This window comes from Clostridium sp. 19966, assembly GCF_032335695.1.
GTDB lineage: Bacteria > Bacillota > Clostridia > Clostridiales > Clostridiaceae > JACTOJ01.
Genome location: NZ_JACTOJ010000002.1, coordinates 85,125 through 111,525, shown reverse-complemented (window position 1 = coordinate 111,525; position 26,401 = coordinate 85,125). Strand labels below are relative to the sequence as shown.

At 33.5% G+C, this 26,401-nt stretch carries 23 protein-coding genes; 20 read left to right on the top strand and 3 right to left on the bottom strand.

The genetic code is table 11. The annotated features are described in order from the left end of the window. Positions 1-266: 266 nt before the first annotated feature. Positions 267-2,027 (top strand): EAL domain-containing protein, encoded by a 1,761-nt coding sequence (locus tag IAI10_RS02360; RefSeq protein WP_315671689.1) that lies wholly within the window; start codon positions 267-269, stop codon positions 2,025-2,027. A gap of 18 nt (positions 2,028-2,045) precedes the next feature. Here the strand turns inward: IAI10_RS02360 and IAI10_RS02355 are convergent, their stop codons facing one another. Continuing rightward, positions 2,046-3,962, bottom strand: a complete 1,917-nt coding sequence (locus IAI10_RS02355; RefSeq protein WP_315671688.1) for an ABC-F family ATP-binding cassette domain-containing protein — start codon at positions 3,960-3,962, stop codon at positions 2,046-2,048. Positions 3,963-4,301: 339 nt separating this feature from the next. On the opposite strand from IAI10_RS02355, the gene IAI10_RS02350 reads away from it, so the two are divergent. From IAI10_RS02350 to IAI10_RS02325, 6 genes are all read left to right on the top strand, one after another. Continuing rightward, on the top strand, positions 4,302-4,931 hold the full coding sequence (locus IAI10_RS02350) for a redox-sensing transcriptional repressor Rex (protein WP_315671687.1): 630 nt from the start codon (positions 4,302-4,304) through the stop codon (positions 4,929-4,931). A 151-nt stretch (positions 4,932-5,082) separates the two neighbouring features. Next, on the top strand, positions 5,083-5,865 hold the full coding sequence (locus IAI10_RS02345) for a short-chain-enoyl-CoA hydratase (RefSeq protein WP_315671686.1): 783 nt from the start codon (positions 5,083-5,085) through the stop codon (positions 5,863-5,865). A 131-nt stretch (positions 5,866-5,996) separates the two neighbouring features. Next, a complete protein-coding gene (locus IAI10_RS02340; RefSeq protein WP_315671685.1) occupies positions 5,997-7,136 on the top strand; it encodes an acyl-CoA dehydrogenase in 1,140 nt (379 codons plus the stop codon). A 20-nt stretch (positions 7,137-7,156) separates the two neighbouring features. Next, the gene (locus IAI10_RS02335) at positions 7,157-7,936 is read left to right on the top strand and encodes an electron transfer flavoprotein subunit beta/FixA family protein (RefSeq protein WP_315671684.1); all 780 of its coding nucleotides are present in this window, start codon (positions 7,157-7,159) and stop codon (positions 7,934-7,936) included. Between the two features lie 48 nt (positions 7,937-7,984). Beyond that, positions 7,985-8,986, top strand: coding sequence for an electron transfer flavoprotein subunit alpha/FixB family protein (locus tag IAI10_RS02330; protein WP_315671683.1), 1,002 nt, complete (start codon positions 7,985-7,987; stop codon positions 8,984-8,986). A gap of 88 nt (positions 8,987-9,074) precedes the next feature. Beyond that, positions 9,075-9,923: a 3-hydroxybutyryl-CoA dehydrogenase gene (locus IAI10_RS02325; protein ID WP_315671682.1), complete on the top strand. Its 849-nt coding sequence runs from the start codon at positions 9,075-9,077 to the stop codon at positions 9,921-9,923. A 171-nt stretch (positions 9,924-10,094) separates the two neighbouring features. Here IAI10_RS02325 and IAI10_RS02320 read toward each other — a convergent pair whose 3' ends face one another. Then, positions 10,095-10,259 (bottom strand): zinc-ribbon domain-containing protein, encoded by a 165-nt coding sequence (locus IAI10_RS02320; RefSeq protein WP_315671681.1) that lies wholly within the window; start codon positions 10,257-10,259, stop codon positions 10,095-10,097. Positions 10,260-10,849: 590 nt separating this feature from the next. Between IAI10_RS02320 and IAI10_RS02315 the strand changes: the two genes are divergently transcribed. The 3 genes from IAI10_RS02315 to IAI10_RS02305 all read left to right on the top strand — a co-directional run bounded on the left by IAI10_RS02315 (position 10,850) and on the right by IAI10_RS02305 (position 13,335). Further along, complete coding sequence (locus tag IAI10_RS02315; RefSeq protein ID WP_315671680.1) at positions 10,850-11,338, top strand: hypothetical protein; 489 nt, start codon at positions 10,850-10,852, stop codon at positions 11,336-11,338. A 117-nt stretch (positions 11,339-11,455) separates the two neighbouring features. Then, the gene (locus IAI10_RS02310; protein ID WP_315671679.1) at positions 11,456-12,358 is read left to right on the top strand and encodes a DNA glycosylase; all 903 of its coding nucleotides are present in this window, start codon (positions 11,456-11,458) and stop codon (positions 12,356-12,358) included. 278 nt (positions 12,359-12,636) lie between these two features. Next, entirely contained in the window at positions 12,637-13,335 is a 699-nt protein-coding gene (locus tag IAI10_RS02305; protein ID WP_315671678.1) for a VTT domain-containing protein, read from the top strand. Here IAI10_RS02305 and IAI10_RS02300 read toward each other — a convergent pair. Continuing rightward, on the bottom strand, positions 13,332-14,009 hold the full coding sequence (locus IAI10_RS02300; RefSeq protein ID WP_315671677.1) for a TIGR01906 family membrane protein: 678 nt from the start codon (positions 14,007-14,009) through the stop codon (positions 13,332-13,334). The genes IAI10_RS02305 and IAI10_RS02300 overlap by 4 nt on opposite strands. A gap of 306 nt (positions 14,010-14,315) precedes the next feature. On the opposite strand from IAI10_RS02300, the gene groES reads away from it, so the two are divergent. The 10 genes from groES (at position 14,316) to IAI10_RS02250 (ending at position 26,401) form a co-directional block, all read left to right on the top strand. After that, positions 14,316-14,588 (top strand): co-chaperone GroES, encoded by a 273-nt coding sequence (groES, locus tag IAI10_RS02295; RefSeq protein WP_315671676.1) that lies wholly within the window; start codon positions 14,316-14,318, stop codon positions 14,586-14,588. 30 nt (positions 14,589-14,618) lie between these two features. Further along, a complete protein-coding gene (groL, locus tag IAI10_RS02290) occupies positions 14,619-16,247 on the top strand; it encodes a chaperonin GroEL (RefSeq protein WP_315671675.1) in 1,629 nt (542 codons plus the stop codon). Positions 16,248-16,742: 495 nt separating this feature from the next. After that, positions 16,743-18,434 (top strand): ATPase, T2SS/T4P/T4SS family, encoded by a 1,692-nt coding sequence (locus IAI10_RS02285; RefSeq protein ID WP_315671674.1) that lies wholly within the window; start codon positions 16,743-16,745, stop codon positions 18,432-18,434. A 27-nt stretch (positions 18,435-18,461) separates the two neighbouring features. Next, positions 18,462-19,667, top strand: coding sequence for a type II secretion system F family protein (locus IAI10_RS02280; RefSeq protein ID WP_315671673.1), 1,206 nt, complete (start codon positions 18,462-18,464; stop codon positions 19,665-19,667). A 72-nt stretch (positions 19,668-19,739) separates the two neighbouring features. Next, positions 19,740-20,129 (top strand): prepilin-type N-terminal cleavage/methylation domain-containing protein, encoded by a 390-nt coding sequence (locus tag IAI10_RS02275; protein WP_315671672.1) that lies wholly within the window; start codon positions 19,740-19,742, stop codon positions 20,127-20,129. 108 nt (positions 20,130-20,237) lie between these two features. Beyond that, positions 20,238-21,389 (top strand): pilus assembly protein PilM, encoded by a 1,152-nt coding sequence (gene pilM / locus IAI10_RS02270; protein ID WP_315671671.1) that lies wholly within the window; start codon positions 20,238-20,240, stop codon positions 21,387-21,389. An 8-nt stretch (positions 21,390-21,397) separates the two neighbouring features. Beyond that, the gene (locus IAI10_RS02265; RefSeq protein ID WP_315671670.1) at positions 21,398-21,967 is read left to right on the top strand and encodes a PilN domain-containing protein; all 570 of its coding nucleotides are present in this window, start codon (positions 21,398-21,400) and stop codon (positions 21,965-21,967) included. Continuing rightward, entirely contained in the window at positions 21,954-23,192 is a 1,239-nt protein-coding gene (locus IAI10_RS02260) for a hypothetical protein (RefSeq protein WP_315671669.1), read from the top strand. The genes IAI10_RS02265 and IAI10_RS02260 overlap by 14 nt, the downstream gene beginning before the upstream one ends. Positions 23,193-23,203: 11 nt before the next feature. Next, the gene (locus tag IAI10_RS02255; protein WP_315671668.1) at positions 23,204-24,094 is read left to right on the top strand and encodes a prepilin-type N-terminal cleavage/methylation domain-containing protein; all 891 of its coding nucleotides are present in this window, start codon (positions 23,204-23,206) and stop codon (positions 24,092-24,094) included. A gap of 12 nt (positions 24,095-24,106) precedes the next feature. Continuing rightward, positions 24,107-26,401 (top strand): hypothetical protein, encoded by a 2,295-nt coding sequence (locus IAI10_RS02250; RefSeq protein ID WP_315671667.1) that lies wholly within the window; start codon positions 24,107-24,109, stop codon positions 26,399-26,401.

Sequence of the window (26,401 nt, the reverse complement as noted above, 5' to 3'; positions counted from 1 at the left end):
CTAAAGGAATGTTTTAAATCAGTGTAAAAATCAACACTGATTTAAAATAGAACCTAAATATAAGATAAGAAAATCTGCAGGTAATTGCAGATTTTTTTATTGTGCGCCTGCAATTACAAGAAATTTAACATTTCTAAACGAAAATATAACATTCAATTTATAAAATTTTAGTAATATATAGTTAAATAGTTTATGCATAAAATATGAAGTCAGTAACAATGCAATTTATAATGGATGCACGTAAGTTTGCAGACGGAGGATGCTATATGTGTGTAAAGGAACAAACTTGTTATGAGTTATTAGAAGAAATAATACTGAAAGAAGCTATTACAACCCTATATCAGCCCATAGTATGCCTTGAAGATTGCTCGGTAATAGGATATGAAGCATTAAGCAGAGGCCCTAAAGACACTTTATTAGAAATGCCTGATAACTTATTTAAAGCAGCGGATGAATATGATAAGTTATGGGAAATAGAGTATTTGTGCAGAAAAAAGGCCTTGGAAAAGGCAGCAGTTGAAAATATATCAAAGCTTTTATTTATTAACGTGGATCCTAAGATCATACACAATGATAAATTTAGACAGGGATTTACAAAGGAGTATATAAATCTATTTAACCTTAATCCAGAGAATATAATATTTGAAATAACAGAGAAAACCTGCATAGAAGACTATGAGGTTTTTAAAAATATAATTGAAAACTATAAAATGCAAGGGTATAAAATAGCTTTGGATGACACAGGAGAGGGATATTCAGGGCTAAGAATGCTGGCAGAAACTTGTCCCAAATACATAAAAATTGATAAAGAACTTATTAAAAATATAAATGATAAGAAAATAAACAGATCCTTAGTAACTGGATTAGTTGAATTTGCTAAGCTTGAAAATATGCATATAATTGCAGAGGGAATAGAAACCTATGAGGAATTAAAAACTGTAATAGCGTTAGGAGTCAAGTACGGGCAGGGGTATTTTCTGCAGAGGCCCAAGGATAAAATAAGCGAAATCAATGAAGAAGTAGTAAATAGCATAAGAGAAATAAATAATGAAATATACAGCAGATCTATAGATAATTTTTCTAAGCTCAGCATAGGGAAGCTGGTAAAAAATAATTTTTTTGTTCCTCAGGATGTATCAAATAAAATTATAGATGCACTTTTTAGAGACGATGAGGAGATACATGGAATTCCCGTGGTAAATGAAAATAAAGTAAAAGGTCTCGTCATGAGAAATAATTTTTATGCAAGACTATCTACTACTTATGGTAATGCCATATATATGAACAGGAATGTAAGTCTACTTATGGAGACTAATCCTATGATTGTAGATTATAGCGATTCTGTAACAAAGGTTTCCAATGAGGCTTTGAAAAGAAATAATAAAAGCATTTATGATTCAATTATCGTATGTAAAAATGATGAATACTATGGAATCATAACCATAAAGGAACTTTTGGAATATACTACTGATATAAATGTTCAGATGGCTAGAAGCTGCAATCCGCTCACAGGGCTTCCCGGAAATAGAATCATAGACTCAAAGCTTGAAGAGGCTATACAGGATAGGGAAAAATTGTGTGCAGTTTATTTTGATTTAGATAATTTTAAAGGCTATAATGATTTATACGGCTTTGAAAATGGAGATAGGGTAATAATGATGACAGCGGAGATACTTTTAAATAATATTTCCTGCTGCAATGAGCAAGGCTTTTTAGGGCATGTGGGTGGAGATGATTTTGTTGCCATCATTAATCAGGATAGTGCGGAGGAAATACTTGAAAATGTAATATACAATTTTGACAGCAAGATAAAGAATTATTTTTCTAAAGAAGATGTTGAAAGAGGGTATTTTATATCCCACAACAGAAAAGGTGAAGAGGACGTGTTCCCCTTAGTATCAATCTCCATCGCTGCTTTGAATTTGACTGATTTTAAATTTGGAAGCACCTATGAGCTTAGTCAAAAACTTGGTCTGTTAAAGAAAAAGTGCAAAGAAAAAATAGGAAGCAATATACTATTCTATTAAAATAGTATATTGCTTTTTTTAGAGCATATTTTCCCATTCTTCATATAAGCTTTCTATATCTTTTTGAATAGAAGCTATTTTTGCATTTACCTCTAAGCTTTTTTCCGGATTAGAGTAAATTTCTTCAAGGCACAGTAAATTATTGCAATCTGATAATTCCTCTTCCTTTTTAGCTATTGAAGCTTCTATATTCTTTAATTTTTGAGCCATTTCTCTTTCAGCTTTTTCTTGCTGCTTCTTCTTTTTCTTCTCTTCCTGCTGCTTGGTTTTTGTTATTCCAGAAGTATTTTCTCCAATACCTTCAAATCGGTTAGGATTATTTTTTTTATCCATATAATAGCTATAATTGCCTAGATATTCTTTAGCACCGTCTATATTAAGCTCGTAAATCTTGTTTACCACCTTGTTAAGGAAGTATCTATCATGTGAAATAACTAGCAAGGTGCCATCATAATCCATCAGGGCATCCTCTAAAGCTTCCCTAGAGGGAATATCCAGATGATTTGTAGGTTCATCCAGCAGAAGAAAATTATTTTTCTCAAGCATAAGCTTGAGAAGATTAATTCTGCATTTTTCTCCTCCGCTAAGATTTGAAATCTTTTTAAAAACATCATCACCGATAAATAGGAAGGCTGCCAAAACATTTCTAAGCTCCTTGGTTGTCATCTCAGGAAAGTCATCCCATACTTCATCAATTACGGTCTTTTCCTCATTAAGATTCGATTGCTCCTGATCATAATATCCTATAAAAACATTTTTGCCGAGGCTCACAAAGCCTAAATCACTTTTTATTTTTTCCAGTATTATTTTAAATAAAGTAGTTTTTCCTCTTCCATTCTCTCCGATAAGAGCAGTTTTATCACTGCGCTTTATATCTAAATTCAAGCTTTCAAATAGAATCTTTTCTCCATAATGCTTTGAAAGATTTTCTACATGCATAACATCATTTCCGCTTTTTATAAGAGCATCGAAGCTTATTCTTGCAGCTTTTCCTTCTTTCTCTGGAGCATCGATTTTATCCATTCTTTCAAGAGCCTTTTCTCTGCTTTCTGCAGCTCTTATACTTTTTTCTCTATTAAAAGAACGGAATCTTTCTATGATTTCTTCCTGCCTTTTTATTTCAGCCTGCTGAAGATTATAAGCCTTGAGCTGAACTTCATAATCCTTCTTCTTAAGTTCGATAAATTTTGTATAGCTGGCATTAAAACACTTTATTTTTCCGCTCATAACCTCAAAGGTGGAATTTGTAACAGAATCTAAGAAAAATCTGTCATGAGATATAACAATAAGAGTACCTTTATAATTTTTTAAATAATCTTCAAGCCATTCAATAGCATTCAAATCCAAATGGTTAGTAGGTTCATCCAAGAGAATTATTTCTGGCTTTTTTAGGAGTAATTTCGCCAGGGCTACTCTTGTCTTTTGACCGCCGCTAAGTATATTTATATTTTTATCAAAATCTTTTTCTGTAAAGCCTAAGCCTTGAAGAATTCGATTGATTTCACCCTTATAAGTATAGCCGCCCCTTTTTTCGAAAAGCTCGCAGGCGGTGGTATAGTCTCTTATAAGCTTATTATGATAATCTTCTTTAGCAGCATCATAAGGTTCATTCATTTTTTGTTCTAAGTCATTCATTTTATTTTCTAAATTTATTAAATCTGAAAAAACCTTAAGGGCTTCCTCATACATAGTGTTTCCTGATTCTAAGGAAAGATGCTGTGATAAGTACCCTAGGGTTTTGTCCCTATCTATAAATACATTTCCTGCATCCTGAGAAAGACTACCTGTTAATATCTTAAATAATGTAGATTTTCCCGCCCCGTTAGGACCTATTAAACCTACTTTGTCACCTTCATTTATATTGAAGCTTATATCTTCTAAAATAACATCGATTCCATAACTTTTTTGCACATTTTTACAACTCATTACTATCATTAATTATCACCTTCTCCATGGTAGCTTGTCATAAAACCCTATAATATACTAACATATTTACTATTTAAATTACAATAAACATCATCCTAATAAAATTTATCTTTAAGAAGAATTATATTTTTAACAGAAGCTACATTAATATATTTATTAGGTGAAATAATAGAAATTATCATATAAATTTTAAAAATACCGTTTTCAAATCATGTTTTTTAAAGAAAACATTGACATTGTTTTTATTGTTTACTATCATTTAAAGGTGGAGAACAATAGTGACTATGCTAATTTATGATGAAAACAAGTTGATAGATTATATAGTATACTTTAGTCGAGAGGTGGATAATGGATAAGAAAAAAAATATATCTATGGCAGTAATCAAACGTCTGCCTAAATATTATAGATATCTAAATGAAATGTTAAAGAATGACGTAGATAGAATATCATCCAAGGACTTAAGCGAAAAAATAGGATTTACAGCTTCCCAAATAAGACAGGACTTAAATTGCTTCGGAGATTTTGGACAGCAGGGATATGGTTATAATGTTAGGGATCTGCATGCAGAAATAAATAATATACTAGGACTTTCAAGAGAATATAAAACTATTATTATAGGTGCTGGTAATATAGGGCAGGCCATAGCAAATTATAATTTTGATAAAATGGGCTTTAAGCTATATGCAATTTTTGATGTTAACCCTAAAATAATAGGTATGAAAATAAGAGATATAGCTATACAGGATATAGATAATCTAGAAGGTTTTCTTAAAGAAAATGAAGTGGAAATTGGAATAATATGCGTTCCAAGAATAAATGGCCAAAAGGTTTGTGATGTACTTGTCAATAACGGCATAAAGGGCATATGGAATTTTGCTCCTGTGGATCTTAATGCACCAGAGGATGTTGTCATTGAAAATGTTCATCTCAGCGAGAGTCTTATGACTTTGTCATATATGCTTAACGAAAAAAAATAATAATAGGTTTACATGATATTTTTGTTAATAATATTGAAATATTGTCTGCGAAAGTATATAATAAAATACAGAAGCTTAAAGCTTCTATATTTTTAAATGTGATTGTTATATAATTAACAATATACCACAAAAAATGAGGAGGAGCATCCTAATGGAACTGAATAATGTTATCCTTGAAAAAGACGGTAAAGTAGCAGTTGTTACAATAAACAGACCTAAAGCTTTAAATGCCTTAAATTCAGAAACTTTAAAGGATTTAGATGTAGTAATAACTGAACTAGAAAATGATGACGAAATATACGCAGTTATATTAACTGGTGCTGGTGAAAAGGCATTTGTAGCAGGTGCAGACATCACTGAAATGAAAGATCTTAACACTGTAGCAGGAAGAAAATTCTCAATACTAGGAAACAGAGTATTTAGAAGATTAGAAAATCTTGAGAAACCTGTAATAGCTGCAGTAGGCGGATTTGCTCTAGGCGGTGGTTGTGAACTTTCACTTGCTTGTGATATTAGAATAGCTTCAGAAAAGGCTAAGTTTGGTCAGCCAGAAGTGGGTCTTGGAATTACACCTGGATTTGGAGGAACTCAAAGACTTGCTAGATTAGTTGGAACAGGCGTAGCTAAAGAGCTTATATATACTGCAAAGGTTATAAAAGCAGATGAAGCTCTTAGAATAGGACTTGTAAATAAAGTAGTAGAGCCTGAAAAGCTTATGGAAGAAGCAAAAGCTATGGCACAGACTATAGCAGCAAATGCACCCCTAGCTGTTAAGTTCAGTAAGGTTGCTATAAATAGAGGAATACAGACAGACATAGATACAGCTCTTATGTATGAAGCTGAAGCCTTTGGGGAATGCTTCTCAACAGAGGATCAAAAAGAAGGCATGACTGCTTTTGTAGAAAAGAGAGAAAAGAATTTTAAAAATAGATAATACATTTATATGTGTTGCAGAAACTTTGTATTATATATGGTTATGTAATAGGAAAAGGTGCAATTTAAATTGAAGTTTTATACATATACTAATTGCACATTTTCCTTAAATAATAAGGAGGTCAAAGTTATATGAATTTTGCATTATCAAAAGAACAAGAATTAGTTAGACAGATGGTAAGAGATTTCGCTCAGAATGAAGTAAAGCCAATAGCTGCTGAAATAGACGAGACAGAAGAATTCCCAATGGAAAATGCTAAGAAAATGGCTAAGTATGGTATGTTTGGTATACCATTCAAAACAGAATTAGGTGGAGCTGGCGGAGATGTTCTTTCCTATATATTAGCTGTAGAAGAATTATCAAAGGTTTGTGGAACTACTGGAGTTATACTTTCAGCTCACGTTTCTCTATGTGCATCAGTAATAGATTCTTTTGGAACACCAGCACAGAAGGAAAAATATTTGCCAGAACTTGCTAAGGGAGAAAAGCTTGGAGCATTTGGTTTAACTGAGCCTAACGCTGGAACAGATGCTGCTGGACAGCAGACAACTGCAGTGCTTGATGGAGATCATTATGTATTAAACGGATCAAAAATCTTCATAACTAATGGTGGAGTTGCTGAGACTTTCATAATATTTGCTATGACAGATAGATCAAAAGGAACAAGAGGAATATCAGCTTTCATAGTTGAAAAGAGCTTCCCAGGCTTCTCAATAGGAAAGCTTGAAAACAAGATGGGTATTAGAGCATCTTCTACTACTGAATTAGTAATGGAAAACTGTATAGTACCAAAGGAAAACTTAATTGGACAAGAAGGAAAAGGCTTCGGTATAGCTATGAAGACTCTTGATGGAGGAAGAATAGGTATAGCAGCTCAGGCTCTAGGAATAGCTGAAGGAGCTCTTGATGAAGCAGTAGCTTACATGAAGGAAAGAAAGCAGTTCGGAAGAGCATTATCTGCATTCCAGGGTTTACAGTGGATGGTTGCAGAGATGTCTGCAAAAATAGAATCAGCAAGATATTTAGTATATAAAGCAGCTTGGTGCAAGGATCAAGGACTTCCTTACACAGTAGAAGCTGCAACAGCTAAGCTTGTAGCTGCAGATGTAGCTATGGAAGTAACTACTAAGGCTGTTCAGATCTTCGGTGGATATGGATACACTAAGGAATATCCAGTAGAAAGAATGATGAGAGACGCTAAGATAACTGAAATCTATGAAGGAACTTCACAGGTTCAGAAGATGGTTATAGCAGGAAACCTATTAAAGTAATTGAACAGGAGGAAGATTAAATGAATATAGTTGTATGTTTAAAGCAAGTACCTGATACTACTGTAGTTAAAATAGATCCAAAGACAGGAACACTTATAAGAGAAGGAGTGCCTTCTATAATAAATCCAGAGGATAAGCATGCTTTAGAAGCTGCTTTAACACTAAAGGATCAGTTCGGCGGAAAGATAACACTTGTAAGCATGGGACCTCCACAGGCTCAAAATGCTTTAAGAGAAGCACTTTCTATGGGAGCTGATGAAGCTATACTTATCACAGACAGAGCTTTCGCTGGAGCAGATACATTAGCTACTTCAGAAGCGATAGCAGGAGCTCTTAGAAAGCTTGAATATGATATAATATTCGCTGGAAGACAAGCTATAGACGGAGATACTGCACAGGTTGGACCAGAAATAGCAGAGCATCTTAATATTCCACAGGTTACTTATGTACAGGATGTTAAGGTTGAAGGCGATATACTTAAGATAAACAGAGCTTTGGAAGATGGCTATGAAATAATTGAAGTTAAAGCTCCAGTTCTTCTTACAGCTATAAAGGAATTAAACACTCCAAGATACATGAATGCAAGGGACATATTTGCATCTGCAAGCAAGGAGATCAAGATATGGTCTGCTAACGATATAGATGTAGATAAGAGCAAATTAGGTCTTGCTGGTTCCCCAACAAAGGTTAAAAAGTCCATGACTAAAGAGCTTAAGGGTCAAGGAGAACTTGTAAAGAAACCTGTTGAAGAAGCAGTTGAATATGTAATCGGAAAATTAAAGGAAAAACACTACATCTAATATAGTAGATTTTGGATTCCAGTAGAAGAAAAGTAGGAGGTATAGAAAATGAATATAGCAGATTATAAAGGCGTATGGGTTTTCGCAGAACAAAGAGAAGGTGTACTTCAAAAGGTTTCTCTTGAACTCTTAGGTGAAGGCAAGAAGATTGCAGATAAATTAGGAGTTAAGCTTACTGCATTGCTTATAGGAGAAAATATTAAACCTTTAGCAAAGGACTTAGTAGCATTCGGAGCAGATGAAGTTTTAGTTGCAGATAACAGCTTACTTAAGCATTATACAACTGATGGATATACAAAGGTTATATGTGACCTTATAGAGGATAGAAAGCCTGAAATATTATTCATAGGAGCTACTTTCATAGGAAGAGATTTAGGTCCTAGAATAGCAGCTAGACTTAAGACAGGACTTACTGCAGACTGTACATCATTAGACATAGATGCAGAAGGAAAATACTTATTAGCTACAAGACCAGCTTTCGGCGGAAATCTTATGGCTACTATAGCTTGTGCTGATCACAGACCACAGATGGCTACAGTAAGACCAGGAGTTTTCGCTAAACTTGAAAAAGATGAAGTAAGAGAAGCAAAAGTAGAAGAGGTTGCTTTAAAGCTTACAGCTGCTGATGTAAGAACAAAGGTAGTTGAAGTTGTTAAGACTGCTAAAGATCTTGTAGATATCGGAGAAGCTGAATTCATAGTATCCGGTGGTAGAGGAGTTGGAAGCGTTGAAGGCTTCAAGCTTTTACAGGAACTTGCTGACGTTCTTGGAGGAACAGTTGCTGGTTCAAGAGCTGCTGTTGATAAAGAATGGGTAGATAAGAACGTACAGGTTGGTCAGACTGGTAAAACTGTTAAACCTAAGATATATATAGCTTGTGGTATATCTGGTGCAATACAGCATTTAGCTGGTATGCAGGATTCCGATTTTATAATTGCTATAAATAAGGATGAAAATGCTCCAATAATGAAGATAGCAGATTATGCTGTAGTTGGAGATTTAAACAAAGTTGTACCTGAAATGATTGCTCAGCTTAAAGGCACAAAATAAATTATAGAATTTAAAAAATTTATTATACTATTACTATGCTTCTTTGTATTCTCACAAATAAGCATAGTATATTTTAGGAGGATTTAACATGGAAAAGGTATTTGTTCTTGGAGCTGGTACTATGGGAGCAGGAATTGCTCAGGCATTTGCAGCAAAGGGATTAGAAGTTGTTCTTAGAGATATAAAGCAGGAGTTCGTAGACAGAGGACTTGCGGGAATCAATAAAAATCTTTCAAAATTGGTAGCAAAGGGTAAGCTTACTGAAGAAGCTAAAGAGGATATACTTTCTAGAATTAGCGGAACTATAGATATGAATCTTGCTGAAGACTGTGATTTAGTAGTTGAAGCAGCAGTAGAAAACATGGAAATAAAGAAGAGCATATTTGCTGAATTAGATAAGATATGTAAGCCAGAGGCAATACTTTCTTCTAATACTTCTTCACTTTCTATAACTGAAGTTGCTACTGCAACAAACAGACCTGACAAGGTTATAGGAATGCATTTCTTTAATCCAGCTCCAGTTATGAAGCTTGTTGAAGTAATAAGAGGAATAGCTACATCTCAGGAAACTTTTGATAAGGTTAAAGCTGTTTCTGAGGTTATAGGAAAGGAACCAGTAGAAGTTGCAGAAGCTCCTGGATTCGTTGTAAATAGAATACTTATACCAATGATCAATGAAGGTATAACAGTTCTTGCAGAAGGAACTGCATCAGCTGCAGATATAGATAAAGCTATGATGCTTGGTGCTAACCATCCAATGGGACCTCTTACACTTTCAGACTTCATAGGTAACGATATAGTTCTTGCAATCATGGAAGTACTATACAAAGAGACAGGAGATCCTAAGTACAGACCATGTCCACTTCTTAAGAAATATGTAAGAGCAGGATATTTAGGAAGAAAGTCAGGAAAAGGATTCTTCGATTACAGCAAATAAGATAATTATAGATTAATATGAAAAGAGAATTCCTGATGGAATTCTTTTTTTATATAGAAAACAGCTATTAAGAAATCTATAAACCTATGTTTCTATATAACTAGTTATATAGTTATAGTCATATAAAAATAAAAAACCAATAGGAAAACCTATTGGTTCAATTTCAAAGAATTAACCTCTGAAACCTCTGTTGTTCTGCTGCTTTCTAGCTTTTCTGCACTCAGGACATCTCTGAGGTTCGTTATCGAATCCTTTTTCCTTGTAGAAAGCCTGCTCGCCTTCTGTAAAAACGAATTCTTTTCCGCAATCTTTGCAAACTAAAGTCTTATCTGCCATTTCAACATTCCTCCTTTTCAAATAATTAAGATATTCATAATAGATTAACAATTATATTCTAAAAAGAGGATATGTTTGTTCATCATATTAAATCTTAACAGCAAATGAAAGTTCATTTACCACTTAGATAGTATAACATAGCATAATATTAAATACAAGCTTTATTTTTAGTGACTGTAATTCGTAATATAAAATTTTTATAGATAATAGATAAGAAAAGTTAATAATTAAAAAGTAATAATTAAAAAATTATGGTTAAAATTCGCCTACATCGAATTTATAAACTTAACTCTTCACTTTTACCTATTACTTATAATTTGTAAATTACTAATTGAAGATGATTACAAAAGTTGATACTAGAATTCAATATTTGTGATATAATATATATGAGTAAATACTATTAAAAAATTATATCTGTTGAATATATCATGATTTAGGGTATTGAAAAGTTAAATCCTAGGATGCTTCTGAGATTGTAAGCTTTTGATATTTTATTGAACGGTTAATCAAACCACTCCTTTTTGGGTGGTTTTCTAACAGGTTTAATTTTCATAATAATATCTCAAATTATAGAAAAGGAGAATTTTATATTGAAAATTAATCGCAGTAGAAAGACAACTATATCAGTTAAGATGTTTATATCGGATAATGGCGACAAACTTTCTGAGCATATAAAGGAAAGACTTATGGAATTAGAAATAAGGTGCGTGCTGGTAAGAAAGCAGTCAGATAATATATTTGACTTAAAGCATGTAGAACACTTAAAGTATGATTCTTCATCCTCTGAATCTGATAAAAAAGAGTACATGTACGGAGAATTTGCAATAATCGAAGAAGAATTTTATTTTTCAGGCAGCTGCATGGAAGATGAAAACTGTATGACAGCTCCTAAGGTAGAGGATATCTATAATTCATTAGGCGATGATGGAAAAATTGTTTATGAGGATAAAAATTTTAAAAAGATTACGGATAGCAATATAGATTATATAGTAGATAATATTTTGTCAGTTTGTCCTGAAGTTTCAGAAACATATATAACTATAGTAAAAGGGATGCTTTCAAGAGCTAATAATAAATAATGAAATAGGATCTTAGATATAATTATATCTAAGGTCTTTTTATTTTTTGATTAAAAAGTTATAATAAAATTCAGTATAAAAGATATACTTACAATATAAAAATAAGGAAGTGTTAATATGGATTACAAAGGTATAGAGGAGAAGGACTCCTGCGTAATAGTCAAGGAAGTAAAAAACTTTGAACTGCCTCATGTATTTGATTGTGGTCAATGTTTTAGATGGAATAAAGTAGATGAAAATACATATATAGGAGTTGCCTTTGAAAGAGTCATAGAGGTAGAAAAAAGCGGTAATGATATAATAATACATAATTCAACCAAGAAAGATTTCTACAACATATGGGAAGAATATTTTGATTTAAAGACTGACTATACTGCCATAAAGGAAAGATTAAAAAAAGACGAAATCCTGCATCAATCTGTTGAATTTGGACACGGAATTAGGCTTTTGAAGCAAGATCCTTTTGAGCTTGTAATATCCTTTATAATATCTGCTAATAATAGAATACCAATGATAAAAAAAGAAATAGAAAATATAAGTAGAAATTGGGGAAAAAAGCTAGAATATAAAGGTAAAGAATACTATGCCTTTCCTAAGGTTGAAGATTTAGCTTCTAGAGAAGTAAATGAATTTGAAAATTGCGGAGTTGGCTTTAGAGCAAAATATATTAAAGATACAGTAGAAAAGATATATAACAGTAAAAAAATTGTGGACTTTGAAGAATATGATGTGAATAAGATAAAAGCTCTAGAGGATGATGGATGCCATGAAGCACTTCAAAAATTTTCAGGCATAGGGCCTAAGGTAGCAGACTGCATAATGCTTTTTTCTATGCAGAAATACTCAGCATTCCCTGTAGATGTGTGGGTTAAAAGGGCTATGATGCATTTTTACGTAGCACCAGATGTTTCTTTGAAAAAGATAAGAGACTTTGCTAGAAACAAATTTGGGAAAGATGCAGGCTTCGCCCAGCAATATCTTTTCTACTATGCAAGAGAAAATAATATAAAAGTTGACTAAACTGTTTCATTTTATATTATAATCTGTTATAATGTATATAGAGCTTCGATTGGTGATTTATAAGTCTGTATTATTTAACTTGTAAATTTACAATATTAGTTTCTATAGCAAGTTTATCAAAATAAATATATATAATAATAAACATGGACGATTACTGCCGCCTTAAATTTAAGGCGGCAGTAATTATTTTTTGCAATTTCAACATATTTTGCAAATTAAAACAAATAATAATATTGTAAAACACCAGCTTTCAAAGTGGTAAAAGAGAGGTTGATTTTATGAACAGATATATCAAGGTTTTGCTGCTTAATAAAATAACATTGATTTTACTTACAGTGTCCCTAGCAAGCATTTGGTGCATAAGCCAAATGTTTCACAGCTATTATTACATAATAAAAGATCCCATGAAGTATATCCTAAGTCTTGGAGACTTAGGGGGATGGGGAGTGCTGCTATTCATAAGCCTTCAATTGCTTCAATCCATAGTGTTTATTATCCCCGGTGAGCTTTTGCAGATAGGCGCAGGCTATATATATGGTGCCTTCTGGGGCACAGTGATATCTCTTATAGGAATAAGTGCAGGAGGAGGGATTATATTCTTTGCGGCTAGGAGATTTGATTTAAAATGGATTATGAGGCCTTTGGAGAAAAAGGTGGATAAAAGCTTTCTTGAAAAAATAGATAAGATAAATGAATTAGAAATTAAAAACCAATGGGCATGGATATTTTTGATTTATTTTATCCCTGTGATACCCAAAGAGGTTGTAACCTATATATTGGGCTCAGCCAAAATTAATTTTAGGGATTACATAATATTCTCTACCCTGGGAAGAACTCCGGGAATAATAATATCTGCATATTTGGGAGAGAGCATAGTAGCATTAAAGAAATACATATTGCTGGCACTTATAGTAACAATATGTATTTCTGTAATATATCTGTTTAAAAATAAAAAGTCTGCTGACAGAGAGTATTAGTAGTCAGCTGCTTTTTTACTTAAGATTTTATATAAAATGAATTGAAGAATGCTAAATATAACAAGAATTCCAAGCAATAAAAATGCACAGTGCATAAAAAAGTTCTCTGGTAAAATATTAATTATAGGATCGGTGTCAGGATTAAATTCCCATTCATCATTAGTGAAAAGCAGCTTATGAAAAATTATAAAGCTGGAATTAAAATTTAACATAAAAGGAATTGCTAATAATATAGGAAGCAATATAAGCACCAAGGATCCGTGCTTTAAGAATTTCACATAATTATTTTTAATACACACAGCTGCACCTATTATGCTTAGTATAAGGGAAACTATTATGGCGTAATCTAATTTTTCAAATATGTTTTTGACATCTTTGAAATGATCTAAGCCTGACTTTGAAAAGGTAAAATCAGGAAGCTTAAGTTCTTTTATGGAAGAAACATCCGTATATTTAATGAGAAGATCATAATTTTTTATTATTGTAGCTTTATCCATCTGAACAGATTGGGCTATATTTAGATGATCGATATCATAATAATACAAGAACTTTGCGTTTAGAGTTATTTTGGCAGCTAGAGATATAAATAATATGACCAAGAATATGGGAGTGGCAAATTTAAAAAAAATGTTCACAGGAGAGCTCTTGGTGTATCCTTGAGTAAGTTCGTACATTTTATCACCTCGGTGTTAATTAATTTTACAGTTCAATAATTTAATTTTATAGCATAAGGCTTGTAAACACAAGATTAACATGAATTGCTAATAAAAAAAGAAAATAATAGAAATAATGTATAAATGAAAGCTTATTTCAGATAAATAGAGAAATTGCCTGTTTATCATGAGAAATATTCTGTTTATTAAGTTTGATTAAAAATGTGAGTTTAATTATTATAATATTGTATTAGCACTCAAGATTAATGAGTGCTAACAAAATGAGTTTAAATATATTTTATTATAATTTTAACAGGAGGGGTTTATATGAGTATTAGACCACTTGGTGACAGGGTAGTACTAAAGAAATTAGAGGCAGAGGAAACTACAAAGAGCGGTATCGTTCTTCCTGGAGCTGCTAAGGAGAAACCACAGGAAGCTGAAGTAGTAGCAGTAGGTCCTGGAACTGAAGAAGTTAAAATGGAAGTTAAGGTTGGAGACAAGGTTATAATCTCCAAGTATTCTGGAACTGAGGTTAAGCTTGGTGCTGATGAATACACTATAGTAAAACAAGAAGATATATTAGCGATAGTTGAGTAATATTTAGATGATAAGTAGGAGGGATTTATAATGGCTAAAAGCATTTTATTAGGTGAAGAAGCTAGAAGAAAGATGCAAAAAGGTGTTGACGTACTTGCTGACACTGTAAAGGTTACTTTAGGACCTAAGGGAAGAAATGTAGTTCTCGATAAGAAATTCGGTGCACCACTAATAACAAACGATGGTGTTTCTATAGCAAGAGAAATAGAGCTAGAAGATCCATATGAAAATATGGGAGCTCAGCTTGTTAAAGAAGTTGCTACAAAGACTAATGATGTAGCAGGAGATGGAACAACTACAGCAACACTTCTTGCGCAGGCAATAATAAGAGAAGGATTAAAGAATGTAACAGCTGGAGCAAATCCAATGCTAATAAGAACAGGTATAAAATTAGCAGTAGAAAAGGCTGTTGAAGAAATAAAGAAGATATCAAAGCCAGTTGATGGAAAAGAAGATATCGCTAGAGTTGCAGCAATATCAGCTGCTGATGAAGAAATCGGTAAGCTTATAGCAGATGCTATGGAGAAGGTTGGCAACGAAGGTGTTATAACTGTTGAAGAATCAAAATCCATAGGAACTGAACTTGATGTAGTTGAAGGTATGCAGTTCGATAGAGGATATGTAAGCCCATACATGGCTACAGATACTGAAAAGATGGAAGCATCCTTAGATAATCCATATATACTTATAACAGATAAGAAAATTTCCAATATTCAGGAAATATTGCCAGTACTTGAGCAGGTAGTTCAGCAGGGTAAGAAATTACTTATCATAGCTGAAGATGTTGAAGGGGAAGCAATGGCAACTCTAGTTGTTAATAAGCTAAGAGGAACCTTCACATGTGTTGCTGTTAAAGCTCCTGGCTTCGGTGATAGAAGAAAAGAAATGCTTCAGGATATAGCAATCCTTACAGGCGGAGAAGTTATATCAGAGGAACTTGGAAGAGATCTTAAGGAAGCTACTTTAGATATGCTTGGTACTGCTGAAAGCGTAAAGGTTACTAAAGAAAATACTACAGTAGTAAACGGAAAAGGCGATTCAGCTGCTATTAAGGATAGAGTAGGTCAGATAAGAAGACAGATAGAAGAAACTACTTCAGATTTTGATAGAGAAAAGCTTCAGGAGAGACTTGCTAAGCTTGCTGGTGGAGTTGCAGTTATAAAAGTTGGTGCTGCTACTGAAACTGAGCTAAAGGAAAGAAAGCTTAGAATAGAAGATGCTCTAGCAGCTACAAAAGCAGCTGTAGAAGAAGGTATAGTACCTGGTGGTGGTACTGCTTATGTAACAGTAATCAATGAAGTTGCTAAGGTTACTGCTAATACATCAGATGCTCAGCTTGGTGTAAACATAATTACAAGAGCTTTAGAGGAACCATTGAGACAGATAGTTGATAATGCAGGACTTGAAGGCTCAGTAGTTATAGAAAAAGTTAAGAACAGCGAAGCTGGAATAGGCTTCGATGCTTTAAATGAAAAGTATGTAAACATGATAAAGACAGGAATTGTTGACCCAACTAAGGTTACAAGAAGTGCTCTTCAAAATGCAGCATCAGTTGCTTCTACATTCCTTACAACTGAAGCAGTAGTTGCAGATATTCCAGAAAAGAACCCAGCTCCAATGCCAGGTGCAGGCGGAATGGGAATGGACGGAATGTACTAAAATAAATCAAAAATAAAGCGTCAGCGAATTATTCGCTGACGCTTTTTGCTTTGTTTTAAATCAATATTGATTTTTGCACTGGTTTCAAGGGAGCTTCAGTTAGGAAGGCTATGTTTACAAAAAATTAATAAATAAAAATCATGTCGAATATATAAAGCATAAAAAAGGCTGCAAAGGTCTTTGGTAAACGGTAACTTAAACTATACTTTATATGAAATTTATTAAAATTAAAAAAAGTTCTCTGCTGAATAATTAATAAAAACTAATGAAAAATGGGGTTAAATTAGAAATTGAGTACCATTATACAAAAATAAATAAAAAAACATTAAAAATTCGATTGTAAATTTATTGTAAAAAAAAGGCTTAATTTATTACTTGATAATTTAAATTTAACTTAATATACTTATAGTAGCAAGGAAGCATAAATGAAAAAATAGTGAATTTTATTAAAAATTATATATATTTTTTGTCAAATTTCTTTTAAGGGGAATTTTAATGGAGAGAATAGTGAAAAGAAGGTTAGGGGATTTACTTGTACAATCAGGCAAAATTAATATGAAACAGCTCCAAGATGCTTTATCGAGGCAAAAGACCTTAGGTAAGAAGCTTGGAGAGCTCCTAATAGATGATGGACTTGTCACAGAAGAGGATATAATCAGTACTATTGAAACGCAAACAGGAATAAAAAGAGTGGATTTGAATTCTACAAGCATAGATAAAATGGCGATAAAATCTCTTCCTCAGAGTATATGTACAAAACATGACTTAATTCCTTTTGGTTTTAATGAAAATACCATACAGATAGCCATGTGGGATCCATTAAATATATTTGCTATAGATGATGTTTCCATATCCACAGGCTTTGAGGTTGAAACCTTCATAGCCAAGAAAGAAGATATCAGAAAAAATATAGAAAGGCAGTATTCCAATGAACAAGTTCTTAAGGCAGCAGCTGAACTTTCAAAGGAAAGCCAGGAGGATAACAAGTCCCAAGCTCAGGAAGAAGTAACCTTTGATGATATTAAAAATGCACCGGTGGTAAAAATGGTGGATTATTTAATAAAAAATGCCATAGAAGCTAGGGCCAGTGATATACATATAGAACCTTTTGAAAAATCCGTAAGAATAAGATACAGAATCGACGGTCAGCTTCAGCAGATATCCAGTTTATCAGTGGATTCCTTAGCGGCATTGGTTACTAGAATAAAAATATTAGCTAATCTTAATATAGCAGAAAAACGTGCGCCTCAGGACGGAAGAATATTGATGAGGCAGGAAAATGCGGATGTAGATCTCAGAGTATCCATATTGCCTACAGTGTTTGGGGAAAAGATAGTAATAAGAATTTTAAGCCGTGATAACTATAAAATAGGCATAGAAAATTTAGGCATGAATGAATATGAATTAAAGCAGCTGAATAACATAATAAAAAGTCCTCACGGAATAATGCTGGTTACAGGGCCTACAGGAAGCGGTAAGTCTACAACCTTGTATACTATTTTGAACCAATTAAACAATTTAGATAAAAATATTATAACTGTTGAAGACCCTGTAGAGTACACTTTGGAGGGAGTTAATCAGGTAAATGTTAATGTTAAAGCGGGATTAACCTTTGCCAGCGGCTTAAGATCCATACTTAGGCAGGACCCTGACATAGTGATGATCGGTGAGATAAGAGACGGGGAAACTGCTGAAATAGCTATAAGAGCGGCTATAACCGGACATCTAGTATTGAGTACCCTTCATACAAATGATGCTCCATCTAGCGTAATGAGACTCATAGATATGGGAGTCCAATCCTATTTGGTGGCTACTTCCCTAAGCGGAGTAATAGCTCAAAGATTGGTGAAGAAAATATGTCCTCGCTGCAAGGAAGAATATGAAGCCAGCGACTATGAAAAAGCTATCTTAGGAATTACTAAGAATGAAGCTAAAACCTTGTATAGAGGGAAAGGCTGTGCTTATTGCAACAACACGGGTTACTCTGGAAGAACAGGGGTTTATGAAATTATGGAAATCACTAGAGAGCATAGAGATGCTATAGTGAATAGCAACAGCAGCGAGCTTTTAAAGGATTTATCTATCAAAAATGGTATGAAAACTTTGGGACAAGCCTGCAAAGAGCTAGTTAACAATGGAATAACCACTGTGGAAGAACTTGTTAAAATTGCTTATATGCAGGAATAAATTACAAAAATGGGGTGAGAATACCTAATGGGCAATTATAGATATAAGGCCACAAATGACCGAGGAGAAAGAATAGAAGGAATATATGAAGCTCCCTCCAAGGATGCAGTAATGGAAATGATAAGCATAAACAATTACTATCCTTTGATGGTGGAGGAGATAAAAAAAGGCACAGAATTTGATCTTAAATTCTTGCAGAAGGTTAAGGTTAAAGATATATCAATATTTGCTAGACAGTTTTACACCATGCTGGATGCAGGAGCACCTATAAATACCTGCCTTGAAGTGTTGTCGGAGCAGATAACTAATCCAAAGCTTAGTGATGCTATAAAGGACATACATGAAGAAGTGAGAAAAGGCGGCACACTTTCAGAGGCTATGGCTCAGCACTCGGATGTATTTCCACAGCTTTTTATAAGCATGGTAGCGGCAGGTGAAATGACCGGTAATTTGGATACCATAATGCTCAGGATGTCAAATCACTATGAAAAAGACAATAAACTAAATAATAAAATCAGATCGGCAATGATATATCCTATAGTTCTTGCCTGTGTAGCTATAATTGTAGTTAGTGTGCTTTTGGTATTTGTAATGCCAACCTTTGTAGGAATGTTTAAAAGCAACAATATACAGCTGCCTACAAGTACTAAAATTCTGTTAGCCATAAGTGATACCATAAGAGCTCATTGGATTTTAATAATATTTATTCTTATAGGAATAGCTGTAGGAATTAGATACTATTTTAAGAGCAGCAGCGGAGTTTTATTTCTAGATAAAATGAAGCTTAAAATACCTATTGTAAAAAAGTTAAGTCAGATGATAGTGGTTTCTAGGTTCACCAGAACCTTAGCTACGGTAATATCCAGCGGTATAACCTTGATTGATGGCTTAAATATAGTTTCCCAGGTAGTAAGCAACAAGGTAGTGGAAGTAGAAATCACTAGAACCAGAGATATGGTGATGAAGGGCGAGAGCCTTGCAGCCTCCATGAGTGAAACTAGTCTTTTTCCACCCATGCTTTTATCCATGATAAGCATAGGGGAAGAGTCAGGATCCATGGATTCTATTTTAAACAAAACCGCAGACTTCTACGATGAAGAGCTGGAAACTCAAATTCAGATGTTTACAGCGCTGTTAGAGCCGCTGATGATAGTGGTGATGGGCTTAGTGATAGGCTTTATGGTAATATCACTGCTGCAGCCTATGTTTACAATGTACAGCGGACTAAGTTAATTGAAAAATATATTATCAAGTTATTAGCTGGATATCCAGTTAAATATACATAAATAAAGGGAGGAAAAATTAATGATTAAATCAATCAATAACAAAAAGAAAAAGAAGGGCTTTACACTTATCGAACTTATCATAGTTTTAGCAGTCCTTGCAATAATCGCTGCTATAGCAATACCTAATTTTATAGCTGTGGAGGAACATTCAAAAGTTAAATCTGATAATGCAAGCTGTGAGTCTATAAAGAGAACAACAATGGCTTTAGTTGCAGATGGTACGGTTACAGATGATAATTATGCAGTTAGCATTTCAGGTTCAACAGTAACTGTAAAAAATGCTGCTGGAACTGAGCAAACAGATTTAGAAAGTCAGTTATCTGGAATTAAGTCTCCTCAAGCTAAGAATAAAACAGGATATCAGATAACTGTTGCAAGCGGTAACGTAACTGTATCAACAACACCATAATAATAAAAAATATAATTATATACACTCAAGATAGTATTTTTTACTGTTATTGAGTGTATATCCTAAAAAATACTTTTAAATCAATTTACAAAATAAGAGGTGATTGCATTGGAAAAACTTAAACAGCTAAATCTGAAAAAGATTCTTAACACAGATATATCACAATTAAGTTTAAAAAAGAAAAATAAAGAAGAAAAAAAAGAGAAACCACTGAAGCCTCTTATTAACAAGAAAGTTGTTTCATTGGATATTGGATCTCAAAACACCAAAATAGTAGTTGGAAAATGCACTTCTAATGGGATAACTATAGAAAAGGCCTTTACCATAAAAACTTTATTAAATTCTGTGTATGATACTGTGATGCAGAATTCTACAGTGTTTTCTATTGAGATAGAAAAAAGACTTAAGGAAAATGGAATCAATGTGAAAGATGCTAATTGCACAAACAACAGCACCACAATAATAAATAGGGAAATAGTTGTACCCTATGCTGAAGGAGAAGAGCTAAGTACCTTGGTAAACTTTGAACTTCAGAGATATTTGCCGCTTAACATGGATAATTACATTGTTCAATATAATGTATTAGAGAAAATCAGAGAAGATGAAGCGGACAAGCTTAGATTATTAGCAATAATATACCCAACTAAATTGTCTAAAGAATACATGACACTTTTGAAAAATGCAAAATTAAAACCAAACGCATTAGATATAAATTATAATGCAGTAAGAAAGCTTATAATAGGAAGACACATTATTAATGAAACAGAATATAACCCTGAAGATACTATAGCTGTACTAGATATGGGTGCAGAAAGTATCGAGGTTAATATATATACAGGAGAAAATCTAGAATTTGCCAGAATAATAAAATCTGGAGGAAGACATCTGGATCAGGCATTAGCAGAAAAGCTTGGCATAAGCTTAAATGATGCAGAAACGAGAAAGATAAAAGAAGCAGACATAATAAATTATGCTGAAAATGAAATATCTAAGGCTTTAAGACCGGAAGTAGAAGAATGGGCGGAGGAGCTTTCAAAGATATTTCAGTTTTTTAGAAATAAAAAGGTCGGCAATAAGATAGATAAGCTATTTATATATGGAGGTGTTTCAAAGCTTAAAGGCTTGAGAGAATATTTTCAGTCTAGATTTGATATTCCAGCTCGTCATATAAATATGCTGAGCAATGCACAGTATGAAGCTGATGATAGCGATATGGATTTGTACATAAATGCCATAGGTGCTGTTATAAGATATAGGTAGGTGAAACCATGAGAGATTTAAATTTTTTTCTGCCCTATAATGATTCTAAGCAGGAGTCTAAAACTACTAATTACACAATTATAGGAATTGTGGCACTATTAGGTGTTTTTATAATAGGGTCCAGTATTTGGTACGGCATAGACAGCTTATTATTAAATGGAAAAATTTCTAATTTAAAAACTCAGATAAGTGATACAAATCTTCAAACACAATACATAAACTCAGAAAAAATACAAAATAAAAATACTATTTTAAATCAGTATGATAAGGGAGCAGCAGTTATCAGAGCAGCTGTAGACAATGCTAATACTGTAAGCACTGAATTTTTAAACAATATAAATGCTCAGCTTCCTCAGGATGTTTTTTTAACTAACATATCTATAAGCGCCAATAGTTTAGACTTAAGCTGCACAGCTTCCAGCAGAGCTGGCATAGCACAATTTGAGCATAATCTATTATCCTTAGAAAATGTAAGCTATGTTAATATAACTGATATTAACGCTGGCGTGAGCCAAAAGACTTACACTTTTACAGCTAAATGTACTATAAAGGGTGTTGATAAAAATGAAAATAAGTAAATCAGAAAAGTTACTGCTTACCTTATTGATATGCGTACTGGTAGGAATAGGATACTATGATATAATATTTAAAATGGAAACAAGCAAAATATCTGAACTTAAAGCTGAGAGAGATACTCAATCCAGCAGGCTTGACAATATAAAAAGCCAGATAGCCAGAGCAGGTACTCTATCAAAAACCACTAAGGAACTTAATGAAAAGGTTCAGAGCAGAGTGGGCAGAATTTATCCTGTTTTGAATCAGGATAAGCTTATACTAGAATTAGATAGCATATATAAATCATCAAATGTTGAGGGAAACATAACCTTTCAAGATACCACAAATAGCAATAGCACAAACAACAGCAGTTCTGGCAGCAGCAGCTCCAATTCTTCAAGCAGTACTAATTCACAAAGCAAACAAGATAATACAAAGCAGATAGCTGAGCTTCAGAAATTGGTAGACAAATATGACAGCCAGATATTAACTGGAAAGAGCAGTGCTCAGGTTTCTGCAAGCACCGTAAATTCTATGAAGGCAAATATTACTTTCTCAGGCAGCTATGACGGCGTTATGACTTTCCTTAAGAATATAGAAGGAAATGAAAAGCTTATAGCTATATCAGGGCTTACTTTAAGCGGTGGAGGCAGTTTAATTAATGGAACAGCCACCTTAGAATTCTATTCAATTCCTAAATTTGCAGATATGGATCAGGATTATTTAAAATGGAATTCCAATGGGCAATACGGTAAACAAAATCCTTTTGCAGGTACAGTGGCAAGCAATGCTACTATACAGCAGGCAGCAGTTGCGCAAAAGGATGATAAGGATTTTGCCATGGCAGTAAGATCCGTAAATTCAGATTTGCCAGCTATAATGCTTGGAAAATATGGTGACGAGCAGAGAACTACCTATGTTTATGATGATAAAAATAATGTTGAAAATGTTAATATAACAGTAACAGAAACTAACGGGAAATTCTATTATAAATATACAGCAGGAAGTGATTCCTATCCAAAACAAGCAAGTGGAAATGGGGAGGAATTTACCCCTGTAGGCAATGATATTTCAATAATAATCTACTCCAGCAAAAGAAGTTCAAATACAGATAATACAGGAATCAATTTAAGTGTTAACAATAAAACCTCTAGAGTTGTTAATGTTACCATAGTTAATGATGATGGAAATCAGCCACGAATATCTGTTAAAGGACAAGGCAATGTTGTACAGACCAAGAATCAATAGGAGATGGTCTTATGAATAAGTTTTTTGTTAAAAAGAAAAAAGCCATGACTCTAATAGAGGTATTAGTTAGCCTGGCTATTTTCGCCATGATAGTTGTACCTTTAGGAATTTTGGTTACAACCTCTGTTAGAACTAATAAAAAATCCGAAAATTTGCAGAAATATTCTTTGGCTGCACAAAAAATAATTGAATCCATAAAGGCTCAGCATGATGCGGACGGAAGTGGTAATATTGAATTAAATATAACCGATACTCCACAGTATATGACTCAAATGGGAACCACTACGGATACCTCAAAATATAATCTTGGCTATTCTATAACTGGTGCAGATATTGGTATGGGAGATAATGTAAAGGCAGATATAACCTATCAGCGAAAAAGTGATATAAGCTACCAGCCTAATGAGGTTACCTCTACTACCTATGATGCTACAATTAATATCACTGGTACTAACACCTTTACCCTAAGCAGCGCATCTATAAGCAACACTTATTCAAGCAAGGGTAATATAGAAATAGTTTCCGATGATAGTACCATAAAAATAAACAATGCCAGTGACAGCAGCAATATAGTTACATTAAACAGTATAACAAATGCGGTTAAGAAAGTGAAAATTATTAATTCTGCATCAAATGCTGTCACCATATCTGCAGACAACAATTCAACTGGCAGTGATACGATACTTTCAATGTACACTTTTAAAAACGACTCTAGCAACGGAAGCATAAATTGTTCTCCAGAAAGCAGCAATGTAAGGGTCTACAGCAATTTGCAGCAGATTACTGATGGTAGCAATATAAAAGGTGTGTACGATGTTCATGTGAATATATATTCATGGATTAACGGAACTAAGGGAGCAGCTTATTATGATCTGATTTCGTCAATAAATATTTATGATTAAGGAGGGGCGGGAATGTATAAGAAAAAGAAAAAAGGTTCTTCAATGTTAATGGTTCTAATAGTTTTTGCTGTAATTGTTACTTTTGGAACGGCAGTACTGGCCCTTACTGGATCTGATTATTCTATGAGGCTTGTGGCAAGTCAGAAGGTAAAAAATACTTATTATACGGATTCTGGCATAAATGTAACTGAAGGAATAGTTAACAAAGTGGTAGAATATGCTGTAAAGCAAGGTAATGAGGCAGTGTCTGCCTATTTAAAAAACAATGCAGAATCAGATTCCTCCATATTTGCGGCAGATGGTTCCATAAACAATCAGCAGCTTTATAATAATGCAGATAATATATTTAAAAACAGCTATAAGACCGTAGTGGAAGCCTATTTGAATTCTAGAACGGATACAGAAAATCTTCCGGAGGGGAAATATATAAACCGCGATGGAGACGCGGACGTTAATAAATCCTTATATGACGGGTTAGCAGATATACCTACACTAACTATTCCGTCTTCTTTGCATTTTGACAGCAATAATAAAATAAACTTTAAAGTGACCTCAACCTTTAATGTTACGCCTAAAAATGGACAGACTTCAAACAAAAAAACTGTAAGTGCCAATATAATGATAACCACTCCAGATTATTCAAAAGCCTATTATGTGTCAGGAAATGTAATAAATATCTCTAATAACCCTGTTTGGCAGAATGCTATATCTATAGATGGAAATATGAGATTAAACTGTGATACAGAATTTGATGGAGATGTATTTGTGAAAGGTTCTCCAGCCAGTGCTGAGGACATTTTAAAAAATGTGGTCTATACAAAGTATAACGGTGGAATTATCATAGGGAATGATGACAGCAATGGAATAACTGTAAATTTTAACGGGGCAAATGAAGTCACAACTCCCAGCAGCTTTAACATCAATGGGTCTAATAAAAGTGTAAATCTTACAGGAAGCCTTTATGCGGGAAATGTGTATGTGGGTAAAAGCTCAAACTCAGCAGGAATCAATGATTCGTCTAATGATTATATAAATGCACAAGCTATTTATACCAGCAATGATTTGGCTTTAAATGCCACTAAGACAACTCTAAACATATCGCAATTTTATGGCATTAATGATATAACTAAGCCAAGGGGAGTAGACTCTGCAAGTTACAGTTCCTCCAGCAGTATAATAGTAAATAGCAGTGATATAGGAAATGGATCTAGCATAAATATATCAAATCAGGCTATGATACTGGGAACTGCCTATATAAATACCAATCCGGCCTATCAGACAGGTGAGGCAGTAGCTATTAAAGGAAATTATATGGCTTATAATACACCTATACCTTATTCCACAGGCAGCAGCAGCGATATTCAATCTTTGATTGAAACTTACAATCAAAATAAGGTTAATTTTGCATATATTAATCCCCTTGTACTTTTTAATAGTTTAAAATCTAATCCTACTGCGGAGTTAACCTCTCAGCAGAAGATGGAGTATTTTAAACTCTGTGCTAAGCTTGGATTAAGTGTAGGAGGCCAAAGCCTTAAAGAAACAGGTATATCTCTTCCTAATGATATTATCAATTTTGGAGCAGCGGTATCTAATGGACAGTTGGTGGATACCCATTATTCTGCAGATGACCAGAGTAAAATATTGGCTAAGCAGCAGACCTTTGCAGGAAAAGTATATGAGATGGGAGTAGATTCTAACTATTATGGTACATCCTCGGATTCTTTATACTCAGATGGACACCAAAACCGAGATGTGATGAGCAGCCAGCAAAAGGATAAGCAAATTGAAGATGGACATCAAATAAATACTGTAGATCAAGTATACTTTGGAGATAAAACCTATCAAACTAGCAATTTAAATAGAAATAATAATACTGCACTGTACATTAATAATGTGGACAGCGACGTTTATATTGTTGGAAGAAATGCAGATAGGTCATTAATACCTAATAATGCAAAAATTATAGATCTTGATAAAAATATGTCTTCACCTGATAGTTCTTCTGGTATAATAATAGTAAAGGGAAATATCCATGTTCTAGGGACTATAGACTTTACTGGTTCCATAATAGGCGGAGGCAATTTTGACACATTGGATAATCAGACTAAAAAGTTTAGACATGATGATAATAAAATGCTAGCCTTTGTAAAAAATAATTATTCACTATTAAAAGATATCTTTGTTAATGGCACTAATCAGCAGTTAGTAAATAATAGTTTTGCAATAGGGGAAGCAGAAAGCGATACAGGCTATGCAATGCAGAGCGGAATAGTAAAACTAAATAATTGGAGATTGGAGCAATAG